This is a genomic window from Psychrobacter sp. Ps7, assembly GCF_022129225.1.
GTDB classification, from domain to species: domain Bacteria; phylum Pseudomonadota; class Gammaproteobacteria; order Pseudomonadales; family Moraxellaceae; genus Psychrobacter; species Psychrobacter immobilis_A.
Genome location: NZ_JADQAH010000006.1, coordinates 24,211 through 38,910, shown reverse-complemented (window position 1 = coordinate 38,910; position 14,700 = coordinate 24,211). Strand labels below are relative to the sequence as shown.

Genomic DNA, 14,700 nt, shown 5'->3' with positions numbered 1-14,700 from the left:
AATACACATCAATTATCACTGATTATACCGAAAAAGCCCCTACTTGTCGCAATGGATTTGCGTCACAAGTTTAGAATAAACTAACGAGATAGTTTACGCAGGCGCTGCTGCCATTGATGACGCTGCTGCATAAAACGAGTCGTCGCTTGGCGTTTAAAATTGTCAGGTAGCGTGGATAAAACTGAAGTCGCATGGTTAATCCAGCTATTTATAGGGCTAGATATTTGCGCTTGAGACGCTGTATTATGAATATCTTTAAGCAAAGGAGCGCTTTTAGGAGGGTATAAATAGTCAATCACTTGCTCTACTTGTGCAAGCCCGTAGCCATTAGGTAAACGATATAAGGGATAGCGAATAAGCGCACAATATAACAATTGCTCAAGCGTTAATGCAGTGTCGCGTTTTCGTCTCTCTAAATAGTCAGCTTTCGGTGAAAACTGGGCATCAATATCTGCCGTTAACCCCCAACCAGCATAAAACGGTAAGCCGTAGCAAGTAACGTCTAAACCGCGCAGCAACGCCTCAAAGCCAGTCAATGAGCTAATCGTATGTACTTCATCAACACACTCTAAGCAATCAGGCATCGCGGTATCATAGGCGACGGCACTGACCTGCTGTAAAAACTCTGCGCTAACCTTACCAGCCCTTAGTCCTGCTTCAACGTCAGGATGCGGCTTATAAATAAGATAAGCCTCAGGATTATCTTGGCATACACGCTCAATCAAGCCGCTGTTGGTTTTGATCGTCGAGCCGCAGTACTGCACCGATAAATCATCTTCGACTTGACCGATGATAAGCAGACGGCGCTTGCCAGATACTCTAGCCTCATGCATCCAAGAAGTATGCTGGTTATTGGCACTGGCGACATCAGCTCCAACATTGTATTTACTCACCCGCTGATTCAGCAATTTATCTTGCAGCTGTTGTACACGGACACTTTGCTGTGGGTTCAGTGCTTGACAATGGCGTAGCAACGTCTCTAAATCTGAAGGCTGGGTCGCATCATAATAAATACCTTGCTTGTCTATGACGACCGACAACGGTGCTAACAACGTCGCGCCCAAACCATTTGAGCGGATAAATCCATCTTCCATACAGTATATAGACGGTATGGACAAATGTGGCTGTCTCTCAAGCTTACGCTGTAATTTATTTTGTACTTGCTGGCGTTTAGCCAAACCCCACGCTAGTAGAGGCTGCTGATAATCAACACGAAAATGATCAGGATGCAATAAATTCTTGAGACGTGGCTTGGGTTTGATAAATAATGTCGTACGCGGTAGATTCGTAAAAGCTTTTACAAATGGTAATTTCCAGCGACTAAATTCATATATCGTGAGATCCCCTTCAAGGCGCGCTTGCCAATATCGATTAGTCACTAGCCATTCTATCGCTGTATCAATATCACAGGCTTGCTTGGTGGCTGGATCTACATAACGACTATAATCTATATAGGCGCTATAAAATAACGTTTCTAACGTTGCAGATGTTTTTTTAGCAAATGATGTAGGAAACAACGCAGGATTTGAGTGTCCCCTAGACTCTAGCTGTTTGCTGACAAGTTTTTGACGACGTTTTTCGACCGCTTTAAGCAGATTTTTGGGTGCGCCGCTGTCATCAGTTAGACCCCAGCCACTATACCAGTTGACCCCGAAGCAATGTACTGTTTTACCTAACATCAACCCTTCAAAGCCCATATGGGAGCTGACCGTATAAACATGGTCAACTTGCTCTAATAGCTCGATAGGATTGAGCGCTTGAGTTAATAACCGAACCTGCTTAGGTAGTTTTAAACGAGTCAGGTGTCCCGATTTTGATGCAGGATGTGCCTTTATCCAAATATGGGCATGAGGATGATTACGACACGCAGATGTTAACATCTTCTTAAACTGACGTTTATCCGCGCCCGCACCGGTGATAGAAGCATCACCAACCACTTGGTCAATCAATAAAACATGCGATTTCAATGGATCTGCTGTTGTATTAACGCCGTCTTCATTTATCAATTTATTCAAGGACGGACAATCGATCACTGTGTTATATTTACTGAGCTGCTCATTACAAATACGTGCAATCAATTGCCTCGCGTGCGCGTCATCTATTTCGTGATTATTAGGCGTAGTAGCATTTTTAGTACGCTCAATAATCAGCCGCTCAAGGCGTGAGTCATGCGTCATATCAAAATAAATACCAAGGTCATCAACGACGACACTCAGGCCATGACGGCTACCAATACCAGAATCTAATGAGCGCAAAAAGCCATCTTCAACACTCAATGTCTCAAGCTTTTGCCGCTTAGCCACTGTATTAGCTCGTTGATAACTTTTTTTACGACCCCAACCGATAAAGGCATCGGGTTGCTGAAAAGAGAGAGAGGAGCTGGACAAATGAGTTATCTGATTTTTTACAACATTAGGTAATGGCAATGCAGACAGTAAATGCGTTTTACCTGCATTGATACGTTGCTGTATACCTGACCACGGATACCAGCGCTGAATATCTGCCTGCAATACCTGAGACAAAAGTACATTGTTTTGACGCATACCCTTACCAATGACCGCCAAATGCTGTGGCAATTGGTATGCGGATGATGGCAAAAGCAAGGCATTATCAGAGTGAGAGGTCACTGCCACATTGACATCATCTGCCGCGCTTTTTGCCATTTCTAACACCCTTATTCATTACTTTTACATCTATCTATGCAGATGACTTGTTCTCTTGTTATACAACTTTTCAATAATGGTTATAAATCGAGAACCACTTTAGCAGCGATGGCTAATTGATAAACAATTTGCGATAAGCCACGAGCAATTTCTACGCGCTTGGTTTTGACTTTTGGTAATACCATAATCTCATCGCCTTGCTGGATACGGTAAGCGGTATTGACCACCTCACTGGCGCCATTTTGATGGATAATCAAGATTTCTTTAACATCAGCATTGTCAGAGAAACCGCCTGAATTGGCAACATAATCACCAACGGTATAATCTGGGTTGAAGGTCAGCGCGCCTTGTGCTCGTACTTGACCATTAACGGTAATGACAGACGTTTGCGCAGGTATCTCAATGATATCACCCTGCTGCAGAATAATATCCTGCCACGAATTCGGGACGACAACAATTTGACCCGTCGTTTTAACATTACGCGCTTTGGCGACAAACTGCTTAACCAATGCTGCATCGTCTTGACGCAGTGCTGCTTCTTCACGAGTGGTCGACTGCGTGGCAAGCGTCAGCTCTTCTAGACGATCGAGTGACTCATTAATCATGCGTTTTTGTTGCTCAGCAACAGACTCACGATAAATGGTCAAATGAGTCAGTTTAGCGAGTGGGCTTGGCTGTAGCTGTGGCACGATGTCCTTTAAGCGAGCACCATATGGTACAACCATGGCACCATTACCTGTATGCGCACCTTTTACTTGCACCGCGATTGTGCCCGCATAACGATCGGAGGTAACTACCATCTGATCACCATTATAAACAGGCACGTTTTGAGCTTCTGCCAACGAGTAATATTCCGCCGTCTGTGCACGTCCTGCACTGCGAGTGATACTAACGTTGGTCGCATTTGCTGCGGGATTGGCCACTTGCAACACATCACCAATGGTCAAATCATTCACATCAAATTCAAAGGTATATTCGTTTTGAACTTGGCCGCCTACTTCAAAGGTTTTTTTCTGCGGTGAAACCGTAATCACATCGCCATCACGAAAAGAGAATGCTTGTAATTTACCCGCCAGTAGAAAATCATATAGATTGACTTGCTGTAGCATTTGCCCATTACGTTTGATTTGAATATCAATATAACTACCACGAGTCGGATCAACACCGCCCGCTCTATCCAAATAAGACAATACGGCATCTGCTGCTAAACCGCCGTAATAACCAGGTTGTTTAACGAAACCTGTTACAAATACCTTCACTGGTTGTGCTTGCTCTAATGAGGCATAAACGCCAACGTTCGAGCGATAAATACGACTGACAGCACTTTTTACCACATTTTGCAGACTGCCATTTTGCACACCTGAGACACGTACTGGACCGATATTTGGCAAGAAAATATTGCCTTGTGGGTCGACGGTCATGGTAGCAGCATATTGATAAGCGCCCCACATCCGTACTTGGACGTTATCACCCGGGTTGATCACGTAACTGTCATTAAAGGTAGAGCCAGAGGTGGTCGAAAATGCTCCTCGGAAGAGCTGCTCACCAAACATCATGTCTTGCGTGTTGATTTCTTGATAGGGGCGCGTGGTATTGATGACTGACTGACTTGGCAAGCTTGAGGCATTAACCGCTTCTTGCGCGGTCGCCTGTCCTAATACACCACCTGCAAATGCCTGTGTTGAGACATTGATGTTATTGCTGTTTTGGTCTTGACTCATGCTGTTATTGCTGGTGCCAAAGCTAGATCCTGAGATTTGATCCGCATAACTGCCTGCTGCTAGCGCGGGCACACTACTGGCTGCCATGGCCAAACTTAACACTTTTATCACGGTCACAAGAGGACGTGGTTTCATATTCATGAGTGGTATTCCTTTGCTGATCTATCGATCATTACTGATATCTGGTGTGTTAAAACTAGCTACGATGATCACGGACAACCGCCATCACTAGGCGCACAAATCCATAAAGCATCAAAAGTAATGCTAGCGACGTCCAAATAATATAAGCACGGCGTGGATAAGTTGCTTCTTCAGCTTGATATGGTGTTGAGATGACAATCAAATTTTTCATCTTTTTAAAGGCTTCTAAACGTGCCTTCTCAAGTGAAGATAACGACAATTTATAGAGCTCAGTAGCGAAATCAACATCTGCCTTGATAGTCTCAAACTGTACCGCTTGACGGTTTAACTTGGTGGTATTCGGTGATGTCAGCTTGGTTTGCTCTTGGTTGATTTGCTCTTCGACTGCTTTAATCTGACTTCTTAATGACACTACTTGCGGTGCGTCTGGGTTCAGATAGCTGAGTAATTGACGCTCTTCGGTACGTAATGAACTTAATTGCGCTTGCAAACTACCAATCAGCTGATTCACAATTTGAGCATTGGATTGTGGATCGTAAATCTCATTTTCGTTTTGATACTTTAATAGCTGCTCTTTGGCATCATTTAGGCGATCTTGTGATTCATCTAACTGTGTCTCAGCAAATACCAGCTGATCACGAGCCACCTCTTGTGAAATACGGTTGACGAACTGCTCAGACTCATTGAGGATCGTTTTATTCAGCTCAAAAGCATACTTTGGATCAAAGGCTTCCGTCGATACTGACAGCACATAGCTTTGCTCGTCCAGATTGATGTGTACACGCTTTTTGAAGTACTCAAGTAACTCTTCTTGTGTGGCATCAGGCTCAATCTCATTAAGCGGATCTGAGCCATCGACATGATACGCTTCGCGGAACTTGAACTTATTATCAAGGCGCTTCACCATATCATTGGATAGAATATACTCGGTCAGATAAGTCGCATCTTCTTTACTGGTACTGTTCACACCCAACAAGGCCGACAGTCCACCGCCAGAAGGCACACTGGTATCACTGACTTGTTTGACCACCACATCAGCCGTCGAAATAAACCGCGGATGAGCAATGGTCATGACATAAAATATCACCAATACCCAAGGGAGGACCACCAAGCCAATAAACAGCGAGAAGTCAATTATCTTATTTTTTCGCTTTGTGGACATGCTCTTCATATACCTCAATCGCTTCTGTTGTGTCTTCAAAGACGTGTGCTGTTTGATCCATTAGCACAATACCAATATCACAATTACGCTTAATATCACCGATGTTATGCGATACGATCAAAAACCCTGCTTGTTCACGGCGCGCGGCCAATATCTCTTCACTACGCTTACGAAAAGCCGCATCACCCACAGCGCCTGCTTCATCAAGCATATAATAATCAAAATCGAAGGCCAAGCTTAAGCCAAACGTTAAGCGTGCTTTCATCCCTGATGAATAACTTTTAACCGGCATATCGAAATAATTACCGATATCTGCAAACTCTTCCACAAAACGAATTTTTTCGTCAATATAGGGACCGCTTGAATAAAGACGGCAAACAAAGCGGACGTTTTGACGACCCGTCAAACTACCTTGGAAGCCGCCGGCTACCCCTACTGGCCAAGAAATCGTCGAGTCGGTAATAATCTCTCCGTGATCAGGCTTATCTAGTCCGCAAATAATACGCAGCAAAGTCGATTTACCCGCCCCGTTACGACCGAGTAAACCCACACTTTTTTTATCACCAATGGTCAGATTCAAATCTTTAAATAGATAATGCCGACCCTGCTTGGTCATAAAAGACTTAGAAACATTTCTAATTTCAATCATTCATTTACCTGTCGTTATTTAGAACGTATTAAGTCTCTTTCTACTGCTTTATACATTAATAAGCCTAAGAAATTTACTGCAACCATCCACTTTAAAAAGTACGTTATATCAATATGATAAGCGGGATAATTGGGCGCTAAAGCGTGTCGTATCAATTCAATATTATGGATAAAAGGATTATAAAGTAAATAACTAAAATATGGCTCTGGAACAATATGAATGGGATAAATGATGCCTGAAGCAAAATACAATATGGTAAAGAGAATCGTAATTACCTTGGTAATTTCACCACCATAATAACCTATAATCATCATGATTAGAGCGACGCCAAAGCTGAACATAAACAGCGTTATCCAGCAGAATAATACAATATGCAAATTTCCCAAACTGGCGTAATCATTAAAGAAAGCCAAGCCAACCAACAATATAATAAATGTTAAAAAATAAATAATAAGCTCTAAAACTGATCTGGCAATAATGACGTCAATATGCCGTATTGAACGGTACATCAAAAGTCCTTGATTGGCCTCAACAGCCCCTAGTGCTCTAGTCGCAATAGTCTGAAACATACGAAAAGGAACCATTCCACCAACCAAAAACAATGGAAAGCTCATTCCTGGTAATGCACGTTCAATAATTACGCCAAAAATCACTAGAAATATAAGCATTTGAAAAATAATTTCTAATGGCGCCCACAGATAGCCCAAGCGATAACCACCAAAGCGCGTTTGCAGCTCACGCATTAGCAAGGCATGAAATGCAGCACCCATGACTTTTAAACCACTGCGATGCTTAATAGGACGATAAGGAGGTAGTTGTACAGACATGGCGTTACAGGACTTTACCGAAAACAGCCCCTATGATAAGTAAGCGGGACATAAGTTACAACAATTAATCTGTACCTAAACAGATAAAGCTATGATTTAGCAAGAAATCAGTAGGTAATTATTATGTTTTATGGTGCCCATTGAGCCATTCACCATATTCTTAAATAATTTATTTCAGGCAAAAAAAAACCAATCAAATAATGATTGGCATTTTTAATATTGCAGGTATTGCTAAAAATGGTGGCGATGAAGAGACTTGAACTCTTGACCTCACGATTATGAGTCATGCGCTCTAACCAGCTGAGCTACATCGCCATTTTAGGATGCACATTTTACCCAAGCTGTTGACTGTCGTCAACCCCTATAAGGGCATTTTTTGCAGAAAATATGAAATTTATTCAAATTAGCTGCATTTTTATCACGAACAATAAAAAAGGTTTGGTAAACCGATAAGCCGGGTTCTGTCGTGGACAATCATTCCTCTAGGCGTACAATCGCTCGTACGCTCAAGCAACCTACCCGCATCGAACGCGGGCCGCGCCATGCCGATGCCTATTTGGTCTTGCTACGCGTGGAGTTTACCATGCCGTGAACTGTTGCCAGACACGCGGTGCGCTCTTACCGCACCCTTTCACCCTTACCGATGACATGAACATCTTGCGATACTCATATAAGCCAAAGGCGGTCTACTCTCTGCTGCACTGGTCGTCAAGTTACCCTGCCCAGCCGTTAGCTGGCACGCTGCCCTATGTAGCCCGGACTTTCCTCCCCTGCATGTCTGTTGCCAGTGTGCAGCGGCGATTGCCTAGTCTACCAAGCGCGCTAGTATAGCAAACATATCGACTAATTGGGAATGAGTTTTCTATTTATTTGCAGACTTGAGATAAAAGCCTATTTTGCGATAGAAAAGAAACCACACTCATAAAGCTTTTAGACGAAATCGACTGGTAAAGACAATGAATAGCTTTTTGATAACGCCTCATAATTGGCTTGATGACTGCCATCTATATACGGTATCTGTAACCAATGCGCTTTGGGGTAATTTGCAGCTAAATAATTTTGTAAAAAATCCATGGTACTATTTGCAATCTCAGCATCTGTCTGAGCAGCATCGTCATGGATATGATTATAAATAACGCTATGTACAGATAATCCACGGGCTTTTATTGCTTCCAAACTCAGTAATGTGTGATTGATACTGCCTAAACGACCAGAAGTGACCAAAACAATCGGATAACCTTGAGCAGCAATATAATCTAAAATTAATAATTGCTCCGTTATTGGTACGAGCAATCCACCAGCACCTTCTAGTAATACCAAGTCATACGTAGCTTGCAATCGTTTGGTGGCACTAGTGATCAGTTTAGGATCTAGCACTTCTCCTGATAATCGAGTCGCTAAGTGCGGTGATGCAGGCTTTTCATAGCGATGAACGCAAGTGGTAAAATCAAGATCACATGGCTGTAGAGGAATAGCCATGAGTTGACGATGCGCTATGATATCGTCAGCAATGCCCATCTCGCCATTGAGTGGATTAATCGCCACGCCCGTTTGCACCAGCTTTTGAGTGATGACGTTGACGCCTTGCTGCATGAGTGCCTTTGCAATCATACCAGTGGCGTAGGTTTTGCCAATGTCGGTATCGATACCGGAGATAAAGAGAACGCTCATTCTTGACCTTTTTACGTTAAATAAGCTTGGCTTAAATACGTGCTCACCACTTTTAATAACGCTTCGCAAAGAGTGACAAGTTCGTATTCGCTAATCACATATGGCGGCATGATATACACCAATTTGCCAAAGGGTCTGACCCAAATACCGTTTTCAATCAATAAAGACTGAAAGGTCGACATATCAACCGCTTCATTTAGCTCAATGACGGCGACTGCACCCAAACAACGTACTTCTGCAACGCCATTTAAACTCGCAACTGGCGCAAGTTGTTGTTTCATTATTGTTTGGATATTTGCTGTACGTGCTTCAATATCATAGGAGAGTATTAAATCAATTGAGGCACAAGCGACGGCACAAGCTAGCGGATTGCCCATAAAGGTCGGACCATGCATAAGGGATGGATAATCACTTTGGCTAATGGTATCGGCAATTTTGCGAGTGCACAAAGTCGCCGCAAAAGTCATATAACCGCCAGTTAATGCTTTACCAATCGTCATGATATCAGGGCTGATACCTGCATGCTCACAAGCGAATAGCTTGCCACTACGCCCAAAACCAGTCGCAATTTCATCGGTAATTAGTACCACTTTGTATTTATCACACAATTTGCGAAGCAATTGTAAATATTGAGGACTATAAAAGCGCATGCCGCCTGCGCCTTGAATAATCGGCTCGATAATAAATCCAGCCAACTTATCGCTATTTTTATCAAAGAAATCCGTTAATTCATCATATTCAGACTGGCTAATATCACGCTCAAAGCCTAGTGGCGGAGCTGGCACAAAATGCTGCATAGGTAACTGTTTACCATACAAGCTGTGCATGCCATTGATAGGGTCGCAGACACTCATCGCATGCCACGTATCACCATAATAGCCAGAATGGGTCGAGGCAAATTGGCACTTTTGCGGACGCTTAGCGGCAATTTGATATTGCAATGCCATTTTTAAAGCCACCTCTACCGCAATGCTGCCGCTATCGGCATAAAATATGGCATCCAGTCCAGCAGGCACAATTGACAGCAGTTTTTTGCCCAAATCTATTGCGGGTTGATGGGTCAAACCACCAAACATGACATGCGCCATTTTACCCAATTGTTCAATCATCGCTGCATTCAGCTTGGGATGATTATAGCCATGGACGCTCGCCCACCACGATGACATACCATCGATCAGACGCGTACCATCTTGCGTGACGATATAAATACCATCAGCGTGATCAATCACAATATTAGGATAAGTCGGCGGTAGACTAGCATAAGGATGCCAGAGATGTTGCTGGTCAAAGTCGTTCGTTGATTTCGTAGATAAGAGTGATGTTGTCATATTTTATTGACCAGTAATGCGTTTATATTTTGACAACAAATCACTTTCGGTCTCGACATGATTGGGATCATAAGGGATGCAATCCACAGGGCAAATGACTACGCATTGCGGCTCGTCGAAGTGCCCGACACATTCGGTGCATAAATCAGGGTCAATCACATAAATGTCATCGCCTTCTGAGATGGCTTCGTTTGGGCAGGCAGGCTCACACACATCACAGTTGATGCATTCATCAGTAATTAATAACGCCATAGACTGCTCCTTATATTTACTTATAGCACTTGTATCGTTGGCTTTGACGATTTCGATGCGTTTAAATGTTCGACACATCTTCATTGTCAGCAGGTATTTTGCTATCTAAGATTGAGTTTTTCAGCAAAAGCTTGTGAGACACATGGCGGGACAAATTTAGTCACTTCACCACCGAGTTTGGCGATTTCTCGAATCATCGTCGAAGAGATGAATGAGTAATTCTGCGATGGCGTCAAAAACACCGCTTCAAAGTTTTCATCAAGCTCACGGTTCATATTGGCCAGCTGAAACTCATATTCGAAATCTGACATCGCACGCAGACCTCGTAAGACAGCGGTGGCGTTTTTTTCACGCATAAAGTCAACGAGTAGACCTTCAAAACCCACCACCGATACTTGTGGTAAGTCAGCAAATACTGTCTCGACTAAGGCGACGCGCTCCTCAAAGTTAAATAAAGGCTTTTTGTGATGTCCTGAGGCCACCGCAATAAAGACCTCATCAAACAGTTTGGTGGCGCGTGTGACCAAGTCTACATGACCATTGGTAATAGGATCAAAGGTACCAGGATATAAAATTCTGGTGTGCAGCTTTGAGGGGTTAGCAGAAGTAGAGTGGCTCATAGCGTGGCTAATAGGGTCAGTAATAGTAGGCTATATGCTAGCAAATTTTTCTCAAACTTAATACTTATCGTCGATGCATTTGTAAATAGTTACCGCCTTAACCTCACTTAATGTACTCAGTCTTCTGTTTGCGCTCGATTGCTGTGTGACCACCTTAAATGACTTCGACTATATTGGCTACATTTGTCCTAATAGCCGACTTACATTTTTATTAGAGGCTTTGCTACAATAGGCGGTTCGACTCATCCGTTTTATAAACCAAATAAAGGACAATACCATTTATTGAGTTAGGATGAGGAATCAGTAGGACTAGTCAGATAAGGACTTTGTATTTGTAGGCAGTCCTTATGGAGAAATTATGTCAAAAAAATCAAAAAAACCAGAGAATCAAATTTGTGCCAATAAAAAAGCTCGACACGAGTATTTTATTGAAGAAACGTTTGAAGCAGGTCTGTCGTTACAAGGTTGGGAAGTAAAAGCCATTCGCGCAGGCAAAATGACCATTACCGAAGCTTATATTATCTTTCGTAATAATGAGGCATTCTTATTTGGCGCGCATATTCAACCGCTGCTTTCAAGCTCGACGCATGTCAGTCCTGATAGTATCCGTACCCGTAAACTGCTGCTTAATCGCCGCGAAATCGAAAAGTTAATGGGTGCAGTCAACCAAAAAGGCTATGCCTGCGTACCGTTATCCTGCTATTGGAAAAACTCGTTGGTGAAATGTCAAATTGGCTTGGCACTGGGTAAAAAACAACACGACAAACGTAAAACGCTTAAAGACCGTGATTGGGAACGTGATAAGCAGCGTGGCTTTAAGAAGGATTTAGATTAAAGCCATCTTTCAACAGATTGGTGTTAATCTTAAAAAAACGGACGATTCAACTTTATACTGAATCGTCCGTTTTTATTTGTTCAATCAAGCTTACTTATTAATTTTCAAATAGCTGGCGCAATCTTTGTCGTTTGCGCTTGTTTATGAGCGCGGCGCAACTGCCTAACCCCATGGGCAATTAAAAAGACAATACCGAGCCAAATCAAACCATAGCTATAAATCATCGCTGATTCAAAAGGGTTGCCCAGTACAGTGATGGCTAAGATAAATAATAATGCAGGCTCTAAATAGCTCATCATGCCATAGACATTCACTGGCAGCATTTGGCTAGCATCCACATTGGTTTTCATGGCCAACACGCTCATGACACCAAGTCCCGCCAGCATGAGAATAAAAAAGCCGGAACCGCTAACCAAGCTTAGACTACTCGGTGCAATAAAAAATAAATACGCCAAAGCAAACGGTGCAAATATCGTCAAATCAACCAATAACCCAGTAATCGCACCGATACCTTGCAAACGGCGCAAAATATAATACAGCGGATACGTGCCGCAGACCCAAAGCGTTGCCCAAGAGACACTTTGCGTACGGATAATTTCACTGCCGACTCCTAATACGGCAAAGCCAACCGCCAACCATTGCAGACGGCTTAACTTTTCGCCAAATAGCAGGCAACCAAACACCACCATCATCAGTGGGAATAAGAAATAACCCATCGCGGTTTGTACGCCCTGCCCATTGACCGGTGCCCACATAAATAACCAAAACTGGCTTAAGAATATCGATGTTGGCAATAACAACCACGCCCATTGTTTAACTGTGCCTAGCGCTTTGAGTTTATCGATGTGAAAACCTAAGCGCCCACTGATCAGCAAATATCCCACCAATGCCGCCCACATTGCCAGCATCCGCCAGATAAAGACTTGCGTACCTGACAATGGCGCCAAAAAGCTGCTGTAAGCATAAAATACGCCAAATAAAAGGTTCGACAAGATTGCTAGTATGACGCCCAATATTAATGTGCGTTGCTGTGCGCTACCCGCCGTCCAAATCGCTGGCAATGGCAAGCGCGAGACAGTCGTTGCTAGCGTATTTACAAAGACAGTAGAAAGCATTGAAGTAGACATAAAAGCACCGTAAGTTTACATAGATATTAGAAAACCAGCTGTGAGCTTTTACTTGTTAGGGTTAAGCTTTGGTTGCTAAGTTTTGGTTGCTAAGTTTTGGTTGTTAGACCTTGATTAATAGCACCTATTTTACTGAGTGTCGGTGAGATATTATTCCTATAAAAATCTATTTACGAATAAATTTAGCTTTTAGAACCTTTAAAAATAAATATTTTCTTAAATTTTGACTTATAGTGATAATAATTATAAGAAATCCAGTGAATAAAACGCTTTCTAAAAGAGAGAACACCATGAGCCAAGTTTTAGATGATATCGATAAAGCGATTTTAAATTTATTACAGGACGATGCGACCTTGCCATTAAAAACCATAGCAGAACAAGTGCATGTGTCTATCGCTACTGCCCAGCGCCGTATTCAAGCATTAATCAGCAACGGTGTCATTACCAAGCAAGTCGCTATCGTTGACCCAAATAAGGTGGGTTACGGACTCACTGCTGTGGTAATGATAGAGATGGCGCGCTCAAATACCTCGATGCAACATCGGTTTGAGCGCTTGATGAATACACAGCCACAGGTGATGAGCTGTTATGAGGTGTCTGGTGATGCGGATTTTATGTTGATGGTCAATGCCAAAAATATGAGCGATTACCATCGATTCACGACTGGTTTGCTCACCTATGAGAATAATGTGCGCAACTTTAAAAGCCAATTTGTGATGAACTTTACTAAAAGTGGCACAAAGATTTTGCTCGATTAATTTGATTATGAAAACTGCTTGGCTGTTTAATTAAAAGTAGATAAGTCGCGGTCAAACAAGGTACGATATCAACGAAAGTTTGGCAGTAAATAATAGATGCCGCACCAGTAGTCCATCGCCTAGTAGACAAGGAAGCCTTACCATGACTAAAAACACCCGTACCATTAGAAAAGAAGAAAGTAATAATCCAGTACTAAAAGCATTAAGCTTTAAGACAGTGATATCAGTGGCGTCCCTTGCGGCATTGCTCGCCAGCTCAGGCTGTGCCACTAGCTCATTATTAGACAGTGACAATCGAGTCAGCAAAACGACAACTAAACACGTTTTGTCTGAAGATCAAATCGTAGCTTTTGGTCGCCCTGCACAGGCATTACCCAAAATGCCAAATGCGACCATGGTTATCGTTGGCGAAAAGAACAGCTATGTGCTGACCCAAGGTGGGACAGAGATGGTGGGTTTACTGACCAATTTGACGCCAAAAAATATCCAAGTCGATAATGAGATGAACTTTTATGTGCCCAATAACGATGGCTACTTTCAGGGTGAAATGAAGCTGTCTTATGCCAAACTAAGAGATGAATTTAAACGTTCTGACTATCAGTTCTTTTTGCAAAACAACGGCAAAGAATGTACCTCAGCCAGTGACCAGCGTATCAATGCTCAGCGCTTTTGCTTTAGCGTTCCTGTCAAAGGCGCTATTTATCCGCAAGTGAGTAATCTCAGCTTAATCCAATCCAATTATCGCCCTTTAACTAAGCCTTATACGGTGAGCTTTTATACCCAAAGTCAGCAAAATCAAGTGTCTCGTAGTGGCGCAAATACGGCTCAGAAGCTGGTTTTATTGCCTTTTGCCTTAGCTTTTGACGTTGTCACTTTCCCATTTCAGTTATTAGAGTAGCAAATCCTTACTATAAACGATGATTTAGCACAAAAAGATTATTAGTTC

Annotated in this window: 13 protein-coding genes, 1 tRNA gene and 1 other RNA gene; 3 read left to right on the top strand and 12 right to left on the bottom strand. The window is 42.7% G+C overall.

What is annotated here, in order from left to right; genetic code table 11:
• Positions 1 to 80 precede the first annotated feature (80 nt).
• The 11 genes from I3257_RS03705 to coaD all read right to left on the bottom strand — a co-directional run bounded on the left by I3257_RS03705 (position 81) and on the right by coaD (position 11,034).
• A complete protein-coding gene (locus I3257_RS03705) occupies positions 81 to 2,663 on the bottom strand; it encodes a capsular polysaccharide biosynthesis protein (protein WP_238048858.1) in 2,583 nt (860 codons plus the stop codon).
• Positions 2,664 to 2,743: 80 nt separating this feature from the next.
• Entirely contained in the window at positions 2,744 to 4,525 is a 1,782-nt protein-coding gene (locus I3257_RS03700; RefSeq protein ID WP_238048857.1) for a polysaccharide biosynthesis/export family protein, read from the bottom strand.
• Between the two features lie 55 nt (positions 4,526 to 4,580).
• Positions 4,581 to 5,687, bottom strand: coding sequence for a capsule biosynthesis protein (locus I3257_RS03695; protein ID WP_226950228.1), 1,107 nt, complete (start codon positions 5,685 to 5,687; stop codon positions 4,581 to 4,583).
• A complete protein-coding gene (locus tag I3257_RS03690) occupies positions 5,665 to 6,336 on the bottom strand; it encodes an ABC transporter ATP-binding protein (RefSeq protein ID WP_060490415.1) in 672 nt (223 codons plus the stop codon). Before I3257_RS03690 ends, I3257_RS03695 begins: the two co-directional genes overlap by 23 nt.
• 14 nt (positions 6,337 to 6,350) lie before the next feature.
• Complete coding sequence (locus I3257_RS03685) at positions 6,351 to 7,163, bottom strand: ABC transporter permease (protein WP_238048856.1); 813 nt, start codon at positions 7,161 to 7,163, stop codon at positions 6,351 to 6,353.
• A gap of 238 nt (positions 7,164 to 7,401) precedes the next feature.
• A tRNA-Met gene (locus I3257_RS03680) sits at positions 7,402 to 7,478 on the bottom strand.
• Positions 7,479 to 7,597: 119 nt separating this feature from the next.
• An RNA gene (rnpB, locus tag I3257_RS03675) (RNase P RNA component class A) lies at positions 7,598 to 7,980 on the bottom strand.
• Between the two features lie 113 nt (positions 7,981 to 8,093).
• Positions 8,094 to 8,834, bottom strand: coding sequence for a dethiobiotin synthase (gene bioD, locus I3257_RS03670; RefSeq protein ID WP_238048855.1), 741 nt, complete (start codon positions 8,832 to 8,834; stop codon positions 8,094 to 8,096).
• A gap of 11 nt (positions 8,835 to 8,845) precedes the next feature.
• Complete coding sequence (bioA, locus tag I3257_RS03665) at positions 8,846 to 10,162, bottom strand: adenosylmethionine--8-amino-7-oxononanoate transaminase (protein WP_238048854.1); 1,317 nt, start codon at positions 10,160 to 10,162, stop codon at positions 8,846 to 8,848.
• 3 nt (positions 10,163 to 10,165) lie between these two features.
• Positions 10,166 to 10,414: a YfhL family 4Fe-4S dicluster ferredoxin gene (locus tag I3257_RS03660; protein WP_238048853.1), complete on the bottom strand. Its 249-nt coding sequence runs from the start codon at positions 10,412 to 10,414 to the stop codon at positions 10,166 to 10,168.
• Between the two features lie 101 nt (positions 10,415 to 10,515).
• Positions 10,516 to 11,034, bottom strand: coding sequence for a pantetheine-phosphate adenylyltransferase (gene coaD / locus I3257_RS03655; RefSeq protein ID WP_238048852.1), 519 nt, complete (start codon positions 11,032 to 11,034; stop codon positions 10,516 to 10,518).
• 358 nt (positions 11,035 to 11,392) lie between these two features.
• Between coaD and smpB the strand changes: the two genes are divergently transcribed.
• A complete protein-coding gene (gene smpB, locus I3257_RS03650) occupies positions 11,393 to 11,869 on the top strand; it encodes an SsrA-binding protein SmpB (protein ID WP_011512728.1) in 477 nt (158 codons plus the stop codon).
• Between the two features lie 104 nt (positions 11,870 to 11,973).
• Here the strand turns inward: smpB and rarD are convergent, their stop codons facing one another.
• Positions 11,974 to 12,996, bottom strand: coding sequence for an EamA family transporter RarD (gene rarD / locus I3257_RS03645; protein WP_238048851.1), 1,023 nt, complete (start codon positions 12,994 to 12,996; stop codon positions 11,974 to 11,976).
• Positions 12,997 to 13,286: 290 nt separating this feature from the next.
• On the opposite strand from rarD, the gene I3257_RS03640 reads away from it, so the two are divergent.
• Together I3257_RS03640 and I3257_RS03635 are read left to right on the top strand one after the other, a co-directional pair.
• Complete coding sequence (locus I3257_RS03640) at positions 13,287 to 13,754, top strand: Lrp/AsnC family transcriptional regulator (RefSeq protein ID WP_201580891.1); 468 nt, start codon at positions 13,287 to 13,289, stop codon at positions 13,752 to 13,754.
• A gap of 142 nt (positions 13,755 to 13,896) precedes the next feature.
• Positions 13,897 to 14,652, top strand: coding sequence for a hypothetical protein (locus I3257_RS03635; RefSeq protein WP_201580890.1), 756 nt, complete (start codon positions 13,897 to 13,899; stop codon positions 14,650 to 14,652).
• The last annotated feature ends 48 nt before the right edge of the window (positions 14,653 to 14,700 follow it).